At 57.0% G+C, this 19,362-nt stretch carries 17 protein-coding genes and 1 CRISPR repeat array; of the genes, 6 read left to right on the top strand and 11 right to left on the bottom strand.

Going from position 1 to position 19,362, the window contains the following annotated elements:
- Positions 1–41 precede the first annotated feature (41 nt).
- Positions 42–909: direct repeats of the CRISPR family, unit length 36 nt; unit sequence AAAGAATATCAAGAGTTCTGGTAACTGATTCCCAGC.
- 149 nt (positions 910–1,058) lie between these two features.
- The 6 genes from QP503_RS08380 to QP503_RS08355 all read right to left on the bottom strand — a co-directional run bounded on the left by QP503_RS08380 (position 1,059) and on the right by QP503_RS08355 (position 7,526).
- Positions 1,059–1,871 (bottom strand): hypothetical protein, encoded by an 813-nt coding sequence (locus QP503_RS08380; RefSeq protein WP_179370244.1) that lies wholly within the window; start codon positions 1,869–1,871, stop codon positions 1,059–1,061.
- Complete coding sequence (locus QP503_RS08375; protein WP_179370243.1) at positions 1,871–2,578, bottom strand: ABC transporter ATP-binding protein; 708 nt, start codon at positions 2,576–2,578, stop codon at positions 1,871–1,873. Before QP503_RS08375 ends, QP503_RS08380 begins: the two co-directional genes overlap by 1 nt.
- Complete coding sequence (locus QP503_RS08370; protein WP_179370242.1) at positions 2,575–2,964, bottom strand: GntR family transcriptional regulator; 390 nt, start codon at positions 2,962–2,964, stop codon at positions 2,575–2,577. Before QP503_RS08370 ends, QP503_RS08375 begins: the two co-directional genes overlap by 4 nt.
- 461 nt (positions 2,965–3,425) lie before the next feature.
- Entirely contained in the window at positions 3,426–5,792 is a 2,367-nt protein-coding gene (locus QP503_RS08365) for a glycogen/starch/alpha-glucan phosphorylase (RefSeq protein WP_285101595.1), read from the bottom strand.
- Positions 5,793–6,048: 256 nt separating this feature from the next.
- Entirely contained in the window at positions 6,049–6,684 is a 636-nt protein-coding gene (locus tag QP503_RS08360; protein WP_006680914.1) for a MarC family protein, read from the bottom strand.
- On the bottom strand, positions 6,681–7,526 hold the full coding sequence (locus QP503_RS08355; protein WP_179370240.1) for a PHP domain-containing protein: 846 nt from the start codon (positions 7,524–7,526) through the stop codon (positions 6,681–6,683). The genes QP503_RS08360 and QP503_RS08355 overlap by 4 nt, the downstream gene beginning before the upstream one ends.
- A 47-nt stretch (positions 7,527–7,573) precedes the next feature.
- On the opposite strand from QP503_RS08355, the gene QP503_RS08350 reads away from it, so the two are divergent.
- A complete protein-coding gene (locus QP503_RS08350; protein ID WP_460257174.1) occupies positions 7,574–9,121 on the top strand; it encodes an aminopeptidase P family protein in 1,548 nt (515 codons plus the stop codon).
- 280 nt (positions 9,122–9,401) lie between these two features.
- Entirely contained in the window at positions 9,402–11,123 is a 1,722-nt protein-coding gene (locus tag QP503_RS08345) for a hypothetical protein (protein WP_179370238.1), read from the top strand.
- An 86-nt stretch (positions 11,124–11,209) separates the two neighbouring features.
- Here QP503_RS08345 and QP503_RS08340 read toward each other — a convergent pair whose 3' ends face one another.
- Positions 11,210–11,989 carry a YflT domain-containing protein gene (locus QP503_RS08340; RefSeq protein ID WP_006680910.1) on the bottom strand — a complete coding sequence of 260 codons (780 nt, stop codon included), beginning with the start codon at positions 11,987–11,989 and terminating at the stop codon, positions 11,210–11,212.
- A 95-nt stretch (positions 11,990–12,084) separates the two neighbouring features.
- On the opposite strand from QP503_RS08340, the gene QP503_RS08335 reads away from it, so the two are divergent.
- The 4 genes from QP503_RS08335 to QP503_RS08320 all read left to right on the top strand — a co-directional run bounded on the left by QP503_RS08335 (position 12,085) and on the right by QP503_RS08320 (position 16,128).
- Complete coding sequence (locus QP503_RS08335; protein ID WP_040318376.1) at positions 12,085–13,374, top strand: magnesium transporter MgtE N-terminal domain-containing protein; 1,290 nt, start codon at positions 12,085–12,087, stop codon at positions 13,372–13,374.
- Positions 13,367–13,945, top strand: a complete 579-nt coding sequence (locus QP503_RS08330; RefSeq protein WP_103632366.1) for a DUF1003 domain-containing protein — start codon at positions 13,367–13,369, stop codon at positions 13,943–13,945. The genes QP503_RS08335 and QP503_RS08330 overlap by 8 nt, the downstream gene beginning before the upstream one ends.
- Positions 13,946–14,178: 233 nt before the next feature.
- Positions 14,179–15,309 carry an Mrp/NBP35 family ATP-binding protein gene (locus QP503_RS08325; protein ID WP_179370237.1) on the top strand — a complete coding sequence of 377 codons (1,131 nt, stop codon included), beginning with the start codon at positions 14,179–14,181 and terminating at the stop codon, positions 15,307–15,309.
- Between the two features lie 189 nt (positions 15,310–15,498).
- Positions 15,499–16,128, top strand: coding sequence for an O-methyltransferase (locus QP503_RS08320; protein ID WP_006680906.1), 630 nt, complete (start codon positions 15,499–15,501; stop codon positions 16,126–16,128).
- 65 nt (positions 16,129–16,193) lie between these two features.
- Here QP503_RS08320 and QP503_RS08315 read toward each other — a convergent pair whose 3' ends face one another.
- The 4 genes from QP503_RS08315 to QP503_RS08300 form a co-directional block, all read right to left on the bottom strand.
- Positions 16,194–16,358 carry a DUF3117 domain-containing protein gene (locus QP503_RS08315; protein ID WP_006680905.1) on the bottom strand — a complete coding sequence of 55 codons (165 nt, stop codon included), beginning with the start codon at positions 16,356–16,358 and terminating at the stop codon, positions 16,194–16,196.
- Positions 16,359–16,457: 99 nt separating this feature from the next.
- A complete protein-coding gene (locus tag QP503_RS08310; RefSeq protein ID WP_103632363.1) occupies positions 16,458–17,186 on the bottom strand; it encodes an LOG family protein in 729 nt (242 codons plus the stop codon).
- A 46-nt stretch (positions 17,187–17,232) separates the two neighbouring features.
- Positions 17,233–18,363, bottom strand: coding sequence for a succinyl-diaminopimelate desuccinylase (dapE, locus tag QP503_RS08305; RefSeq protein ID WP_285101589.1), 1,131 nt, complete (start codon positions 18,361–18,363; stop codon positions 17,233–17,235).
- A 316-nt stretch (positions 18,364–18,679) separates the two neighbouring features.
- Positions 18,680–19,264: a hypothetical protein gene (locus QP503_RS08300; protein ID WP_285101587.1), complete on the bottom strand. Its 585-nt coding sequence runs from the start codon at positions 19,262–19,264 to the stop codon at positions 18,680–18,682.
- Between the last annotated feature and the right edge of the window lie 98 nt (positions 19,265–19,362).

Below are 19,362 nucleotides of genomic sequence, written 5' to 3'. Positions count from 1 at the left end.
ACTGATTCCCAGCACGGCGGCGGCCGCGAGCAGTCCGCCGAAAAGAATATCAAGAGTTCTGGTAACTGATTCCCAGCGCTCAACATGTGCACCCTGTCCCCGTAGAAAGAATATCAAGAGTTCTGGTAACTGATTCCCAGCACGGCGGCGGCCGCGAGCAGTCCGCCGAAAAGAATATCAAGAGTTCTGGTAACTGATTCCCAGCTGAAAACCCTGTCGGGACGTGTGCTTCGAAAGAATATCAAGAGTTCTGGTAACTGATTCCCAGCCACATCCCCCAAGCCCGAATGCTTGGACAAAGAATATCAAGAGTTCTGGTAACTGATTCCCAGCGTTTGGATTGTTGGTGGCTGACTGTAGAAAAGAATATCAAGAGTTCTGGTAACTGATTCCCAGCCCTGCGGATATGTGCCCGTCAGGCCGGGAAAGAATATCAAGAGTTCTGGTAACTGATTCCCAGCGAGATCGTCGTTTGTTCGCCCAGGGGCGAAAGAATATCAAGAGTTCTGGTAACTGATTCCCAGCTAATTGCCTTGTCCTGGAACTGTTCTGCAAAGAATATCAAGAGTTCTGGTAACTGATTCCCAGCGACAACATTAATCCCGTATGCCCTGAATAAAGAATATCAAGAGTTCTGGTAACTGATTCCCAGCAACGGTTCGCGGCCGACACGGTGCAGGCAAAGAATATCAAGAGTTCTGGTAACTGATTCCCAGCACGTCGATCAGGCTGTCTTTGTCGAGGAAAAGAATATCAAGAGTTCTGGTAACTGATTCCCAGCTAAACTACGACGCATGTCCCGGCCTTGAAAAGAATATCAAGAGTTCTGGTAACTGATTCCCAGCAGGTCGTGGAACTTGAACCACGGGATACAAAGAATATCAAGAGTTCTGGTAACTGATTCCCCAAATAATAATTTCAGTTAAGAAAACACCATTAGAGCTGGAAGCACACTTAAATGCAATACATCTTGGGGGCAGGGCGCATTTGCGCCCTACCCCCAAGGTCTGTGCGGAACCTCGTCGATTGTGACGAAGCCCGACAGTCGGAAGGTGGAACTAACGCACCGATGTGTGGCGCTCGATCGAACGCACACCCCACCATGCGACACCGATTGCCAGCAACACCGCCCCTACGGGCGCACCAATGCCGACAAACTGCGGATCCGTATCAGCTAACAGCGCGTTCACCAGGTCCGTGACCCAAAAGCCGAAACGTAACTCGCCCGTGTTGACATCCATCATCAGCGGGAAGAATGCCATCGCAACAAAGGTCACCACCTGATTCGCCAGATAGAGGATCACGAAACCCACTATCGCAGCTCCAAAGCCATGCTTCTGCCAACGCTCGCGGGCACTCAAGCTCATTCCAGCAGCGACCTCAAGAACAATCGTCACCAACTGCACCACAACAGCCACCACAGCGAACCAGACAATCCAGCTCGGAAGATCCCAAATAACAGCGGTGCGATGCCAGAACTCCTGCACGCTCAGCTCCGCCTTGTGAGCCTTCAGTAGAGCCAGCACACCCCAGTTCAACAGGGTTAGCACGATCGCCACTAACGCATACGCCAAGGCAACCAGCACTTTCGACCAGAAAAGATCACGGCCACGAACCGGCAGCAAATGCGTAAAGTACGCCATCTGGCCGTGCATACTTTTCCAATACGCCTGAGCCAGAACAAGTAGAACAGCAACCGGCATCATCGGAGCCACAAGCAGAGCAAAGCTACTAGAAAAGCCTGAAAACACGGGGAAATCAACAGCGACTGCCACGAAGGCAACAAGGCACATGACCTGCAGGATGCCTAACGTTTGCACAACCGCCTTCGCGTTCTCACGCAATTCATACCCAAACAACGTACCAAACATCAGCGGTACTCCTTCTTGAAAATACCCTCCAGCGACAGGCCATACTCGGCTCGCAGATCGTCCACATTCGCGTGAACAAGCACAGTACCCGCCCGCATCATGATGACGTCATCCAGAATCTGCTCCACGTCAGCAATCAAATGAGTGGAAATCAGCATCGCCGAATCCGGGTTAAAGTCGCGCAGAATCCCCTGCATGATCGTGTCGCGCACCGCTGGATCCACACCTGACAGAGGCTCGTCCAACAGGTACAGCTCAGCACTGCGTGCCATCAGCAGAGCAATCTGTAGTTTCTCCCCCATGCCCTTCGACATGGACTTCAGCTGCTGATCCGCTTGCAATCCGAAGTAGTCGATTCCTTCACGCGCCTTCTTGGCCGAGAAATCCGAATAGAAACGCGAGTACACGTCAATCGCTTTATTCGCATCCCACATCGGATCCAAGAAATCCGAGGCGGGAAGGAATGCGACGTGTGCCTTCGTGGTGGCTCCCGGCTTCTCACCTGCGATCAGGACAGTCCCGTCCCAATCGGAAAGAACGCCCGCCATGATCTTCAGTAGCGTCGTCTTACCACAACCGTTTTCGCCAACCAAGCCGGTGATTGTGCCCGGCTTGAGCTCAAAATTCACACCTTGCAGGGCAGTCGCGCCACCCGCATAGGTTTTCATCAGGTTTTCCACCCGAACAAGTGCATGTGTTGATGTCATTGCGCATCACCTTCGCGTGTTGTGCGTTCGATGTCGGTCCACTGTTCAGCAAGCAACTCCTGCGCCCGATCGAGACTCAGCCCAAGTTGCGTGACAGTAGTGATGTGATCGCGAGTTGCATCGAGGGCGAGCTCTGCCCTGGTCACATCGATCACGTGTTGGTCTGCGGTGACGAAACGCCCCTGCGCACGTTCAGCTTCGGTCAGTCCCTGACGATCCAATTCGCCGAGGGCACGCTGAATCGTGTTCGGATTAACTCCCGCTTGTAGTGCGAGTTCGCGGACACTAGGAATCTTCGAGGACGGTGGCCAGGTTCCGGACACGATATTGATCCGAAACGTTTCAACTAGCTGGACCCAAATTGGTCGAGAATCGTCGATACTCACACCCCCTCCTTCCTGTATCGCTGTATTAATACAGTAATACTATGACAGTCCGCGAGGCACTGTGTCAAGCGCTTAATACAGACGCGGAGGGTGGGTGCTCTACTCGTTCGGTATACGAGGCAACGAAATCAGGCTCTCAGCAGAGATAACAGCGCCTCACACGACCAAACCCGACCGCAGGAGCCACGTACGCGACCGACAACGTCATACGAGGCAACGAAACCGGGAACCACTGCAAACAGCGTGAAAATATCGCTTCACACGGTCAAACCTGCCCCCAAACACCCCACGCAGAGGCACACACCCCAGCAGGCATCCCGCCCCCCCCAACCTGACCGCACACAGAAAACTGCGGGGACAAGGCCTTTCGGACCTGCCCCCACAGTCAGAGCCAGCAGAGCGCCGGCGCAAAGCCAACACAAAGCCAGCGAGAAGCTAGCAGAAACTAGCGCGTCGCCAGATCAGCCGATCGGCGTTGCGTCGAGCTTCCAGACCTCGTTCGCATAGTCGGTGATCGTACGGTCAGACGAGAAGCGACCGGACTGAGCGATGTTGACCCACACCTTGCGCGCCCAAGCGCGCGCATCGCGGTAGTCGGTGGCCATGCGATCCTTCGCGTCACGGTAGGCCGCGAAGTCGCCGAGGACGTAGTAAACGTCGGCGGGCTCGTAGCCGGCTTCAAGAAGCGACCAGCGCAGATCGTGGAACCAACCGGAACCACAGTCATCCAAGGTACCGTCGGTCAGAGCGTCAAGGACTCGCTTGAGGCCGGGGACGTTCTCGTAGTGCCAGCGCGGATCGTAGTTCTGACGTAGCTCGGGAAGTTCGTCTTCGGTGGCACCGAAGATGTAGGCATTCTCATCACCGACGGCGTCAAGAATCTCAACGTTTGCACCATCGAGAGTGCCGAGGGTCAGGGCGCCGTTCATCATGAACTTCATGTTCGACGTGCCCGACGCTTCCTTACCCGCAGTAGAGATCTGCTCGGAGATGTCGGCTGCCGGGATAATGTGCTCAGCAGGAGACACATTGTAGTTATGGATGAAGACGACCTTGATGCGACCGTTGATGTCTTCGTCGTTGTTGACCAGGTCAGCGATCGTGTTGATCAGCTTGATAACACCCTTTGCGCGGATGTAGCCGGGGGCTGCTTTTGCGCCGAAGACAAAGACGCGCTTCGGGACGTCCAGCGTCGGATCATCCTTGATGCGGAAGTACAGGTCAAGGATGTACAGAGCATTCAACAGCTGGCGCTTGTATTCGTGCAGGCGCTTGATCTGAACATCGAAGATGGCGTCGGGATCAATGTCAACGCCTTCACGTTCCTTGACCCACGCCGCGAAGTCAACCTTGTTGGCGTGTTTGATCGAGGTGAGTTCGTCCAGAACATCCTCGGAAGCAGAGTCAACGTAGCGAGACAGGACGGAGAGGTCCGTGACCCATTCGTCAGAACCGGTGACGCGATCGAGGAGAGATGCGAGGCGAGGGTTGCACTGCTTCAGCCAACGACGCGGAGTGACACCGTTCGTCTTGTTGTTGAAGCGCTCGGGCCAGATGTCGTGCCATTCCTTGAGGGTTTCGCGCTTGATGATCTCGGTGTGCAGGGCCGCAACACCGTTGATCGAGTAGGCGGCGTAGCAGGCGATCCATGCCATGCGGACCGTGTTGCCGGAAACCGGTGCCATGTAGTCGATGGTCGACTGTTCCAGACCACGTTCTGCCATCTCGATGCGGAAGCGACGGTCGATTTCGCGGACGATTTCGGCGATGCGCGGGAACAGACGGTCGAAGATCGTCATTTCCCAGGTTTCGAGGGCTTCGGCCAGAACCGTATGGTTCGTGTACGCGAAGGTCTTGGCGACGAGCGCCCAGGCGTCTTCCCAGCCGAGACCGTGCTCATCCATGAGCAAGCGCATGAGTTCCGGAATAGCCAGAACCGGGTGGGTGTCGTTCAACTGGATCGCATTGTACTTCGCGAAGTCGGTCAAATCCTTGCCGTGATGTTCGACGTAGTTGTCGACGATGGCCTGCAGGGATGCGGAGCAGAAGAAGTACTGCTGGCGAACGCGCAGGACCTTGCCTTCAAACGTGGTGTCGTTTGGGTAGAGGACGCGCGAGATGTCGTTGGTGCGTTCACGGTCGACGATAGCGTCGGTGAAGCGCTGCGAGTTGAAGGCGTCGTAGTCGAATTCCTCGACAGGCTCTGCACGCCAGAGGCGCAGAGTGTTGACATTCTTTGTGCCGTAGCCGGTGATCGGCATGTCGTAGGGTACTGCGCGGACGGTCAGGTCAGCGTAGGAAACGATGCGCTGGGCTTCTTCACGACGGATAACGAAGGGGTAGCCCTCTTCCATCCAGGGGTCCGGATGTTCGGTCTGGAATCCGTTGTCGAACAACTGCTTGAACAGGCCGTAGCGGTAGAGGATGCCGTAGCCGGCGACCGGCAGATCGAGCGTGGCGCAGGAATCGAGGAAGCAGGCCGCCAGACGGCCGAGGCCACCGTTACCGAGGGCCGCGTCCGGTTCTTCTTCGAGAACAACAGAGAGATCGTCGCCGTGTTCGGCGAGTGCGGCGCGCGCTTCGTCAACAAGGCCCAGGTTGGACAGGTTGTTCAGCAGAGCGCGCCCCATGAGGAACTCTGCGGAGAAGTAATGCTCTTGACGACCCTTGGCGTAGGTTTCGGTCGTTGTATCCCACGAGTCGGCAATCTGATCAACGACTGCGGCTGACAGGCCCTGCCAGAGCTCCATCTTCGTGGCTTTTGCGATCGGACGGCCAGAGACCGCGCGGACCTGCGTTGCCAGCGTCTGGCTGAGGTTCTGAGTCATAGGTACTCCCAGTGTTCAATGTTGTCGTGGCTCGTTTGCTGCTTTGGCAAAGACACCCTGGCTACGAGATTACCGACTATTTCTGGGCAATTTCGCCAAAAGTGGTCGTTTGAAAGGTGAGCCACAGTGGGAGTTTTCGCCCCACGGGGACTAGTGTAGCGCGTTTTACGGAAACGTTTCCGTTACCGGTGGGAATCAACCGAGTTTCACCCGGACAGATCCCAAAGGAACACACCCCTTATTCGAGGAAAAACCCTTAAACTGCCGCTTCAGCAATGAAATCGAAGATGCCACCCATGACCAGCTGAGTCGCGATAGCGGCCAAGAGAAGGCCCATGATCTTCGTCAGGAGCATGATGCCACCGGTGCCAAGCAAACGCGACAGGATCAGCGAGAAATACATGGCGAACCACATAATCAGGTGAGCGACAACGACCGCCGACACGACGGCGATCCATCCCGCAAGAGAGGCGTGAGCCTGCGCGACGGACACCATGACGGCAACAATCGCGCCGGGGCCTGCCAGAAGTGGCGTGCCCAGCGGAACCAGGGCGACGTTGACGTTCGGGTCGCCAGTATCGGGCTCATCACTGTCTTTGCCCATCAGCAGTTCCATTGCGACAAGGAACAGCAAGACACCGCCGGAAAGCTTCAGCGCCTCCATCGAAATTTGTAGGAGACGAAGAACCTGCTGGCCAAGAACGGCGAACGCCAAGATGATGCAGAAGGAAATAATCGTTGCCTGGCTGGCGGCTTTCTTTTGTGCCTGTGGCTTCAGGCGACCGGTTAAACCGAGGAAGATGGGGATCGCGCCGAAGGGATCGAGGATGACGATCAGGGTCGTAAACGTCGTCGCAAAAAGTGTGACATCAAAAAACGACGATGCGTTCACGGGCGAATTACCTCCATTGTTCCTGCGTCTTCAACCTGAGAAATTACTTCAGGATCCGTTAAATTCTCACCCAATTGGTTCGGTTTTCCCAAACCGTGGTAGTCAGATGAGCCGAAGATCGCAAGCCCCAGATCGTCGGCCAACCGTTGGACAACCGCGCGGTCTTCAGCCTGATGGTCGCGGTGATCGCGTTCAATTCCGAAGAGCCCGGCATCCTTCATGTCGTAGATGACTTCGTCGGAGAGCAAACGCTGGCGCGCACGCGCTTTCGGGTGCGCCAGAACAGGCACTCCCCCAGCCTTCAAAACAAGCTCTGTCGCTTCAACAGGATCCGGTGCCCAGTGGTGAACGAAGTAAGGACCGGACGGATGCAGGATCTTTTCAAAAGCCTGCGACCTGTTTTCAAAAACGCCGACTGCGACCAGAGCGTCCGCGATGTGAGGGCGACCGATTGGCCCACCATCGGGCGCAAATTCGAGGACCGTATCCCACGTAATCGGGTAGTCTTCCGCAAGGTTTTCAACCATCCGCTGGGCGCGAGTTTTGCGAGAATTTCGGGCTTTCTCGAAGCAATCAAGCAGTCCGGTGTTCGTGGGGTCCGGCAGATATGCCAGCAGGTGCACCGTAATTCCCGAGGCTGCGCATGACATTTCAACGCCTCGGATTAACGCAACGTGCGATTCTTTGACGCTCGCCTCACCTTCATCCCACCCGGCAAACGTGTCATGGTCGGTCAATCCGATCATGTCAAGACCAGCATCGCGAGCCTTGAAAAGCAATTCAGTTGGCGTATCGGTGCCATCTGAATACGCGGTGTGAGTGTGGGAATCAATTCGGAGCATAAAACTGAGAGTATCGACCTTCGCCCGAAAGTGCCATCATGGAGACTATGAACGACACGACGAATACTCAGTCAGCGCAAGAAAACAAGGCGGAAGAAGCGCCCGCATCGATGGCTCAGCGAGGGGAAGGACGAAGCCGTCGCCCCTCGTCGGACGCGTTCCGCGCGTTCATGGGCTCCGGTTGGGGGCCTCGTATCCAGACGGAAATGAAGCGCAGTGGAGCAGCCGACTATCTGCCCGAGCGCGCTAAAGTAGCCGGCGAGCCTTTCAAGGGCGAGCGCTTGGTAATCCCCGCGGGCACATACAAGGTACGCAGTAACGACTGCGATTACCGCTTCCGCGCATACTCCGCTTTCGCACACCTTTCGAGCCTCGGTGGCGAGCGCGAACCTGATTCTGTCCTCGTTCTTGAACCGCGCGAAGACGGCCCGCACGAGCCGGTTCTGTACTTCCGCCCGCGCGCTTCACGTTCTTCCCAGGAGTTCTACTCCGACGCAACCTACGGCGAGTTCTGGGTGGGCGCCCGCCCCTCTTTGGAAGAGGTCAGCGCCGAGACCGGACTCCGCTGCGAGCACATCGATACGCTCCGCGACGCTCTGTCGAAGGACGCTGGGCTGATCAACGTGCGCATCGTGCGCGGTGTGGACGCGAACGTTGAAGCAATGGTGAACGAGGTTCGTACTCAGGCTGGATTGAAGGCCGGAGACGACGCCCGCGAAGCAGACGAGAAGCTTGAAGAGCGCCTGTCGGAAATCCGCTTGCGCAAGGACCCCTTCGAAATCGCTGAACTTCAGCGCGCGGTCGATGTCACCTATCAGGGCTTCACCGATATCTTGAAGGCTCTCCCCCGCGCCGTCGGTCACCACCGTGGCGAGCGCGTCATCGAGGGTGCTTTTGGCGCGGTTGCTCGCGAAGAGGGCAACGGCCTTGGCTACGACACGATCGCAGCATCGGGCAATCACGCGAACACCCTGCACTGGATCGACAACGATGGTCCGGTGAACGAGGGCGATCTGGTTCTGGTTGACGCTGGTGTTGAGGTCGATTCCCTTTACACCGCCGACATCACCCGCACACTGCCGGTCAACGGAAAGTTCACCGAGGTCCAGGCACGTGTCTACCAGGCTGTTTTGGATGCGTGCGAGGCTGCGCTTGCGCGAGCAAACGAACCTGGCACCCGCTTCAAGGACGTTCATGACGCGGCAATGCAGGTCATTGCCACTCGCCTGCGCGAGTGGGGTCTACTTCCGGTCACCGTTGAAGAATCCCTGTCCGCCGAAGGTCAGCAACATCGTCGTTGGATGCCTCACGGCACCAGCCATCACCTGGGTCTGGACGTTCACGACTGCGCTCAGGCGCGTCGCGAGATGTACCAGGAGGCACTGCTCGAACCGGGCATGGCTTTCACCATTGAACCCGGCCTATACTTCCGTGCCGATGACGAACTGATTCCGGAAGAATTCCGTGGCATCGGCGTGCGCATCGAAGATGATGTGATCGTGAACGAAGACGGTTCGGTCACGCGAATCTCCGAGAATATCCCGCGCACTATTGAAGACGTCGAGGCATGGATCGCGGCGGCGCAGCAAAGCTGAGCATCATCAGTTTCGACTGACCGTTTTCAACTCCCGCTGGTGGGGAGCAGGCAGCGCCTGCTCCCCACCAGCCTTTTCATATCAGCGTCATATCAACTCGTTCTTCCAGCGCGAACGGGGAAAATATTTTAGTGCAACACAATCCTTATGCTAATTTAGGTGCGCCTTACCTATGACATAAAAGGAGAACCTAATGACGCATTCGTCTCGAGGAGTGCAAAAACGACGCATTTCTCTTCGCACGATTGTTACGACGTTGTGTGTTTCCATCCTCTGCAGCGTGGCAGGAATCAGTTCCGCCATTGCTGACACTGGCCAGCACAATTTCGAGTGGATCAAGACCCACGGCAAAAAGACCGTAGTCAAGTTGGACGACGGCAACGTTGATGTCTACGTTGCGACGCTTTCTGTTGACCCGTTGAACAAGGCGAAGGAAGTCATTCTGTACGGGGAGCTACAGATGCCACTGACCGTCCAAGATCTTGGTCTTGAAGATGTTGACAACAAGACGTACCTGCGTTCGGACAGCAACAAGGTCAAGTACAACGAGTACGTGACCATCCCTCTGCTCGTGTCTCCGGAAGACACTAAGCCCGGTAAGTACGACAAAACGATCTTCCAGCTTGATCAGTCAATCCAGGTCAAAGGCGACAAGGTGAAGCTTGTCTTGAAAGATAAGAGCTTCGACATCCCGCTGCCCGCAAAAACCGCTGAAGTCGACACCAGCTACCTTGAAGGAGCAATTGCAGAGCACTGGAACGAATACCAGGCAGCACTGAACGACGGCATCAAGCTCGACCCTACAACGGCTGATGCATATCTGCGCATCAACGACGAAGCACGCGCTTTCGTAGAGAACGCCAAGAAGGCGGAGAACCCGCCGTCGATCGAAGAGATCGAAGCAATGCGTACAAAGCTCAACGAAACGTACGCCGAACTTCTCCCACTCCCCTACGAGCGCGACGGGCTGAAATCCTTAATCACTGAAGCACAGAAAAAGATTGACCAAAACGGAGCCAACGCCACTCGCTACACCAAGGATTCCTTCGACGCACTGAACTCTGCTCTGGCAAAGGCAGAACAGCTTGTCAGCTTGAAAGATCTGACCACCATTAAGGTTCCTGCCGACGGTTCACCGCTTGTCACGCACCGCGCATTCGACGAGAGCGAAAAGGCATTGCGAGCCGCGATCGATGGTCTTCAAACCGAACCGTTCACCCAAGTGAATCTTGATGCTTTGAAGGCTCTCTACGACCAGGCAGTGGCGAAGACTCCGAAGGACGGATACACGTTCAGCAAGGACGGGATCGAGGCCCTTCACGCAGCTATCGAAGCAACCGCAGCTGAAATTTTCACGGCTCCGCAGTACATGGACGAGCAGAAGGTGCAACAGTTGACTGATGCCCTGCAATCCGCACTCAAAGGACTGAATGAGGTCAAACTCGACCCGAAGCGCGCCTTTAAAGTCAAGGTCATGTACGCACACCCCACTGACGGTGGTGTCTCGCCTCTTCTCAAGGAATACTTCACCGATGAAGCACAGAACCCGATCACGGAAATACTTCCCGTGGTTGACGGTCAGTACATGAATATTCCACTGTCCGATCCGCTGGTGAAGGACTTCCCCGGCTACCTGCCAACGAATTTCCTCTACGGCTCTGACGACGGTTCCCTGCAGCTCGCAAAGGTCCTGCGCGATTCTTCTGGGAAGCAACGCGTCGTGTTCACTGCAACTTCAGCAAACCTTCAAACCGGCACAACCCTTGTTGTCTTCTACGAAAAGGGCGAGAAGCCAGCCACGGGCACCACCGTGACAGAACCATCTGGAGTAGCTAACGCTCAGCAGGCAAACGCTACGTCCGCTCAAGCATCCAAGAGCGGAAAGCTCGCACGTACCGGCGCAGACACGTACACCGCCTTGGTGACAACCCTTGCAACCTTCCTTGCAGGAGCATCACTGATGGGAGTGAACTCATTCGCTTCGCGTAAACAGCGCAACTGAGTCATTACTTGACTGATCGATAGTGCAACTAACCGGATCAGACGCACTGGTGGGGAGCAGGCATTGCCTGCTCCCCACCTTGCTGTTCAGTCGTCTGCCCGATGGCGTCCATACACTGGCTTGGAATCGTCTGCGTCGTTGGAATCAGCCTTTTCATCTGCGGGCTGGCCAGGGTGGGCTCCACCGCGAGTAGGCTCCGATCCTTCGGAAGAAAGAGAGTCTGAGGAAGCAGGATCGGCCTCGTTCCCCGAAGCGGAAGATGCGGAAGACGCAGAGGCATGACTCAAGCGGACACCGAAACGAGGCTTTTCGTCCGGGCGCGACCCGTATTCGGTCGGGCCGGTGGATTCTGGGCGGACTCGACGCAGCTTCGGACGCATCTGATTACCCGGCGTCTTCTGCAACATCTGGAACGCGCGATCGATATCCGCTGACGCAAGTAGCGCGTATCGCGACGCCACAGTCTGTGACTGTGACGTGAAATCCCTACGCCCACTCGTCATCGCATACAGCAGACCCGACATGATGATGCCCGCGAGCGCGCCACCCAGAATGCCAATGCCAACCCACACGAACGCCGATCCGTTCGGTGCCGCGAAGGACAGCATCAAGCCCATGAAGGCACCCCACAAGGCGCCACTAGAGGCGCCTGACAGGGCCGCGCGTCCCATCGTCATCCGACCGGTCACGCGCTCAACAAGGTGCAAGTCGGTGCCGACGATCGTAATCGACTTGACGTCGAATTCCTGGTCGGACAGGTAGTCGACCGCTCCCTGAGCTTCCGCGTAGGTCTGGTATGAGGCCACCTCGGTCCCTGTCGGCATTACCGGCATGCCAAAGTTCAGGTCATTCGAGCGTTGCGCCATGGGTTTTATTCCTCACAAACTGAACAGTTTTCACTACGTGCTAGCCACTATCATTCCACCCGAGGGCATAGGCTGTCCCTGTGAACAGCGCACCTATGGAACTCAGAACAGCCGGGCGACGCGTATACATTGGCAAGCTCGCAGGTACTTCCGTCTTTGACCCCATCGGGGATCAGGTTGGAAAGATCCACGATGTCGTCGTGATTTTCCGCTATGGATCAGCCGCGAACGTCATCGGATTCGTCGTCGAGGTCGGTCCGCGTAAGCGTGTTTTCCTGCCAATGACACGCGTGACGTCCATTGAGTCCGGGTCGATTATTACGACGGGCCTGCTCAATATGCGTTCATTCACACTGCGTCCCATGGAGACACTGGTGCTTGGTCAGCTGTTCGACCGAGTTGTTGCCTTGAACGATGGTTCGGGCGATGTGAAGATCCTTGACGTTGCGATGGAGCGACGTCGCCCGAAGGATTGGGTGATTTCGAAGCTTCACGTGCAGCGCCAGCGCACGACGGCACTGGGGTTCATTCGTTCCGGCGAGACGCTGAACGTCTCGGTTTCTGAGGTGACCGGCCTGCGTAGTCGCGACGTGGAACAGTCTGCGGCGACTCTTATTCAGCAGACCGAGGATATGCGCGCTGCCGACCTAGCGGACTTCCTGCATGATCTGCCTGCCGAACGCCAGATGGCTGTTGCGAAGGAACTGCCTGACGCGCGTCTAGCCGACGTCCTCGAAGAGCTCGGCGACGACGACCGAGTTGCCATTCTGTCCGGCCTTGAAGCAGCCCGAGCAGCAGACGTTCTGGATGTCATGCAGCCTGACGACGCCGCAGACCTCGTTTCCGAGCTTCCCGAAGCCCAAGCTCAGCACCTGCTGAACCTGATGGAGCCAGAGGAAGCTAAGGACGTTCGCCGACTGCTCACCTACGCCGAGTCGACGGCCGGTTCGCTGATGACGACCGAGCCGATTGTGTTGGGCCCGGATGCAACTGTGGCGCAGATGCTTGCTTCTGTGCGCCGTGAAGATATTCCCACGTCCCTTGCGACCGTCGCGTTCATTACTCGCCCGCCGGAAGAGACTCCGACCGGCCCGTACCTGGGTATGGTCCACATTCAGCGTGCCCTGCGCGAGCCTCCACAGACTCTGCTGGGCACGATCCTCGACTCTGATATTGAGGCTGTTTCCCCGCAGGCTCACGTCGCAACTGTCACGCGACTGTTGGCAACGTACAATCTGACAATCCTTCCCGTCGTGGATGAAGACGCGCACCTTCTGGGCGCGGTCTCCGTTGACGACGTGTTGGACGAACTGTTGCCAGAAGACTGGCGTGATTACGATGACGAGGTCACTGACCGCATGATGGCAAGGAGCATTGATGGCTGAACGTCTAGATACTCCCCGCGAAGCTGGATTCCGTTTCTTCAAGCGTCGCAAGTCATCGGGTGATAGTTTCGGCAAGTTCGCCGAAGCGACCGCCCGTTTCATGGGCTCGCCGAAGTTCATCTTGTACATGACGATCTTCGTGGTCGCGTGGATCACGGCGAATATCGTGCTGTACCAGGTGTCGCAGAAGTATGCGTGGGATCCCTATCCGTTTATCCTGCTCAACCTTGCTTTCTCAACCCAGGCGTCGTATTCCGCTCCTCTGATTCTTCTTGCGCAGAACCGTCAGGATGACCGCGACCGTGTCCAGGCCCAGCAGGATCGTCAGCGCGCCGAGCGCAATCTGGCTGACACCGAGTATCTGACCCGCGAAATTGCGAGCCTGCGCCTGTCTGCCCAGGAAGTTGCTACCCGTGACTTCGTGCGTTCCGAGTTGCGTGATCTGGTCGAATCCTTGCGTGAGGAGATTCGCGAAGAATTGCACGCCGAACTGCTTGCCTCCCAGAAATCCGCTTCGGGCGACGATGAGTCCGCCGAAGAATCCACCTCGTTCGATTCCGCGCAGGTTTGAGGGGACGAGGCCGCCCGCTGGGGTAAGCGTGGCCCTGTACTTTGGGCGAAAGTGGCCTTGTACGTTGGGCGGAATTCGAATAACCCACCGCCCACGTTACTCATATCCGCACGCCACGAGCTTCTGACTTTGGGGGGCGGGAAAATGGCGGTTACCCACGCTTTGACACTCACTTTCGTGCACCGGCTGGTTTAGGAAACGACCCCGCGCGCACGCCAACGTAGGATAAGAGCATGTCTGTCTCAATCGATCAGGTGATGGCCGCGCTCGAAACGGTCATCGATCCCGAAATTCACCGTCCCATCGTCGATCTCAACATGACCAGCGCCGAGCAGGTCACCATTGACGGCTCCACCGTCACCGTCGAGGTTCTTCTGACCACCGCCGGTTGCCCGCTACGCACCACGATCAACGCTGACGTCATCAAAGCTGTTGGCGCCATTGAGGGCGTTGAGAACGTCAAGGTTGATATGGGTGTCATGTCCGACGAACAGAAGAAGGCTCTGCGCGAGAAGCTGAACGGTGGTCGCCCCGAGCGCGAAATCCCGTTTGCTCAGCCCAATTCGCTGACCCGTGTTATCGCTGTTACTTCCGGTAAGGGTGGCGTCGGCAAGTCCTCCATGACCGCGAACCTTGCTGCCGCGATGACGCAGGCAGGTCTGAAGGTCGGCGTTATGGATGCCGATATCTACGGCTTCTCGATTCCGCGTATGTTGGGCGTCGACCACGACCCGCAGGTCATCGACGGCATGATTATTCCGCCCGTCGGCGCTTCCGGTATCAAGGTCATGTCCATCGGCATGTTCGTGCCCGACGGTCAGCCCGTCATCTGGCGCGGTCCCATGTTGCACCGCGCACTCCAACAGTTCTTGGCTGACGTCTTCTGGGGGGATCTCGATGTCTTGCTCATTGACATGCCTCCGGGCACCGGCGACGTTGCCATCTCAATCGCGCAGCTACTGCCGAATTCCGAGGTCCTGGTCGTCACGACCCCGCAGGTTGCTGCCGCCGAGGTCGCAGAACGCGCAGGTTCCATCGCATCGCAGACCCAGCAAAAGGTCATCGGTGTTGTCGAAAACATGTCCTACCTGCCTCAGCCCGACGGCTCTCAGTTGGAGCTCTTCGGTGCCGGTGGTGGCGCATCGGTTTCCGCTCGCCTGACGGCTCAGCTCGGTTACGAGGTTCCGCTGTTGGCGCAGGTCCCACTGGACATCGCGTTGCGCGAAGGCGGAGATGCCGGACGCCCCGTTTCCCTTGATGATGGTCCGGCTGCGAGTGAACTTGTCGCGCTGGCAACAGCACTGGGCAAGACGGAACGAGGCCTAGCGGGTCGCCCGCTTGGGGTCTCCCCCATCAAGAACTGAACGATTGCCCTGCGTGGGCAATCACTTCGACATCGTTACTCAACGTCGATTCCTTGGGCATCCAACGCCCGGCGGATCCTTTAATAAGTAACTTTGTCCCCACTAGGCGCCCTCACGCTTTGCGTGAGGGCGTTAGGCTATGCCTAGACATCACTTTCAACTGATTCTTTTATATGGAAGGGCCCTTCGATGGCAGATAAGGCTCAATCCTGGGTGTACGCCGAGGATTACATCGCCGAAAACGAGATTCTTCTTGAAGCCCGCGACGCAGCAAACGAACTCGGCGCCAACCCCGTTTCACCCGGCACCGGCGCGGCCCTGCGTATGCTCGCAGCCCTGACCGGCGCACGCGCGGTTCTTGAGGTCGGAACCGGCGCTGGCGTGTCCAGCCTGTGGCTCCTCGACGGGATGAGCCCCAACGGTGTCCTCACCACCATCGACTCCGAAGTCGAGTTCCACAAGCAGGCCCGAGCCATGTTCAACCGCACCGGAATCGGCTCCGAACGTATCCGCACCATTTCTGGTCGTGCGCTCGACGTTCTGCCCCGCATGACCGACGGAGGCTACGACCTAGTTGTTCTGGATGCGGATATCTCCCAAACCCCCGAATACTTGGATCACGCCGTGCGCATCCTGCGCCCCGGTGGCACCGTCGCGCTCGTGCACGCCATGTGGAACGACCAAGTGTGCGATCCGGCTCGTCGCGACGCTGAAACCGTCATGTGTCGCGAACTGATCCGCTTCCTGCGCGAATCCCCAGACTTCGTGCCCTGTCTGTTGCCCGTCGGCGATGGGCTGGCGGTTGCGGTGAAGCGCTGAGCGACAAACAAAACGGGCGTGACTAGCATTTATGCTAGTCACGCCCGCGCTGTATAAGAATCTGCTCAAACCGCCTGAGCGAGCGCTTCCGCGAGAGCCGAAGCTTCGTCCGGGGTCAGTTCGATGACGAGACGGCCACCACCTTCGCTGGGGATTCGCATGATGATTCCGCGTCCCTCTTTGGTGGCTTCCAACGGTCCGTCGCCGGTCCTTGGCTTCATGGCTGCCATGTGCCGCTCCTTGCTCCTACTGTCCGCGAACGCGGTCGCGTTACGGTAACGTCCCTATTTTACCTGTAATCACCACAAGTTCGCGAGGAAAAAGACTCATCATCCTCCGCAGGCAATACGAACTGCTTCGGCAGGATCGTCAACAATCTTCACAAGATCAATATCTTCGGGGGAAATGGTTCCCTCTCCAATCATCTTTTCGCGGATCCAGGCGATCAGCCCTGACCAGTATTCGGTACCGACCAGGACAATCGGGAAGGAACCAACCTTGCGAGTTTGGACTAGGGTCATTGCTTCGAATAATTCGTCCATGGTGCCAAAACCGCCAGGCATGACGATGAAGCCCTGCGAATACTTCACAAACATCGTCTTACGTGCAAAGAAGTAGCGGAAGTTAATACCCACTGTGATCCACGGATTGAGCGCCTGTTCGTGTGGCAGTTCAATGCCAAGACCAATAGACGTTCCACCGGCATCCCACGCGCCTTTATTCGCTGCCTCCATCGCACCCGGACCCCCACCGGTGATGACACCTATTCCGCGCTCGGCAAGCATACGCCCGATTTCGTAGGCGGCCGTCCAGTGGGGGTCGTTCCCCGGAGTGCGAGCCGAACCGAAGACCGAGATCGCGGGCCCAACTTCAGAGAGGGCACCGAAGCCTTCAACGAACTCCGCTTGGATCCGCAATACCCTCCAGGGGTCTGCGTGAAGCCAATCCGAGGTCTCCTGCGCCTGCAAGAGCCTCGCGTCCGATGTTTCTTTCGGGATTGCTTTACCGCGCAGGACAACCGGGCCACGCTGGTATGAGTGACGTACAGCTTCGCTCATATTTTCTCCTTGAAATAGTGGCGGTAGGCGACCGCGTCCTTCGATTCTAGTTTCGTTCTTCGCTGATCAACGAGGCCGCCCCCACATAATCAATCAGTATCTTCGCGTAGTGGCGGAGCTGGGAGACCGGAACTGCTTCATCTTGAGTATGAGCTTGAAGCGGATCACCCGGACCGCAATTGATCGCGGGGATCCCACGAGCAGAAAAGCGAGCAACATCGGTCCACCCGACCTTCGCGCTCACGCTGAGGTCTTTGCCTTCTTCTGCCATGACTCGACGTGCTGTTTCGATGAATTCCTGCACCAAAACAGAGTCCGCACCGGGGCGAGCACCTTCTGATTCGTCGTCAATTTCGAAGAGTGCATCGACCCCATCAAAGTAGGACTCGATGTGAGCGATCGCGTCCGCCGGCGACATCGATGGAGCAAAACGATAATTCACGGTCAAACGCACCGAATCGGGAATGACGTTGTTTGCGATACCACCGTCAATTCGGGTGACGGACAGGGATTCTCTAAAGTCCAACCCGTCAACGTTCACCACCGGATTGCCGAACATGGCGATCTTTTCGATGATTGGCGCTACCTTGTGGATGGCATTATCGCCTCGCCACGCCCTAGCCGAGTGCGCAGCAACACCCGGAACCGTCGCAATCACACGAACCGTCCCATTGCATCCGCCCTCAATCTGAGTATTCGTGGGTTCGCCGAGGATCGCGAACTGACCATCAATCCAATCGGGATGATTGCGATAGACGCGCCCCAGCCCATTCAAGGGAGCCGCAACTTCCTCATGATCGTAGAAAACCCACGTCACGTCATGTTTCGGTTCATTCACCTTCAGCGCAGCATACAGGGCTCCGGCCACACCGCCAAGCATGTCAACAGAACCCCGGCCTCGAACCTTCTCGACCCCCTCTGTTTCTTCGCGAACGTGTGGCACGTTCCCGGAAATCGGCACCGTGTCGATGTGTCCGGCGATGATCACTCGCTGAGAACGCCCCAGGTTCGTCCGCGCCACAATCGCATCTCCATCACGCAGGACTTCCAGATGCGAGGCGCCACGTAGGGCCTCTTCAATCGCATCCGCGATCCTCTTTTCATCGCCGCTGACCGACGGAATATCGATGAGGTCGCAGGTCAGGTCCACCACGTCATCTGTTCGCAAATGCGTCACGATTGTCGCCTCTCAGTGCCCACAACGTGTTCTTCACCACCGACATCGCACATTTCACAACGGCGAAGACGGCACCTGCTTTGAGGATACGTGTTTGTCCCCACTTCAGCCTCACGTACCCGCACATTCGTTGTTTTCTTAGAACGGCTAACGCCGGTCTTCCCCCTTCTTTCCCGACGCGAAGAAACCCCTAGACGTTTCATTGTGTGGCGCCGACCAATTCTTCACAAAATATCCCTGTGACCTGCCCAGATATTAGCCTTAAACCCATGAGCGACATCGAGGTATTTGCACGTAGTGCTTGGGGTCTTGCCGCTTACTCAGTCGGCACAACCGCGCACAGTACGTTCTTCCAGTGCCCCATCGAGGCGCGGGCGCTTGGCGCTCCGGCGTAAAAATCATCCGCATTCACGCGGAACACCTTGCCACTTGAAGGCTCAAACACCGCGTATATTCTCGTATCCGTGCCATCCGCAAGCACAAGCACCACATGCCGTGGGATCCACGCCGACCCGGGCATATCCCAGCCCCCGGTGAAAACCAAGACATCCCGGCCTCGGCAAAGAGCGGAATCAACAGCCACACGAAAGCGCTTCCCACGCACAACGATACGGTGGCGCTCTCCTGTCGCTTTCGAAGCCAATTTCGCCAGCGCCCACGGCGACGTACCCAGCGCCTGAGGCCACGGCACGCCCACGCGCGACGCAACACGATGCAGATAAATTTGCGCGCGCTCACGCTTATCAGGCGGCAAAGACAAGTACACGGGATCCGTGTTCGCACGGGCAGCAAGCACAGCAAGCGTCGCAATCCCACACGTCGTTGGATCAGCCTGCTTGGGGTACGAGGCCGGGCTCTTCACACCACCCACCAGCGGACATGGCCCGGATGTTTCACTCACTCGTATTCTCGCTTCGACTCGCAGGATTTTGTTTCACGATTCTTTCGGGCATTAGCCCGGAAGTATCTGCAAGATATATCACTGGAAATCGGGAAATG

It is taken from the genome of Pauljensenia sp. UMB0895, assembly GCF_030218905.1.
Lineage (GTDB): Bacteria > Actinomycetota > Actinomycetes > Actinomycetales > Actinomycetaceae > Pauljensenia > Pauljensenia turicensis_A.
The sequence above is the reverse complement of the archived record's forward strand: the minus strand, read 5'-3'. Positions and strand labels throughout refer to the sequence as shown.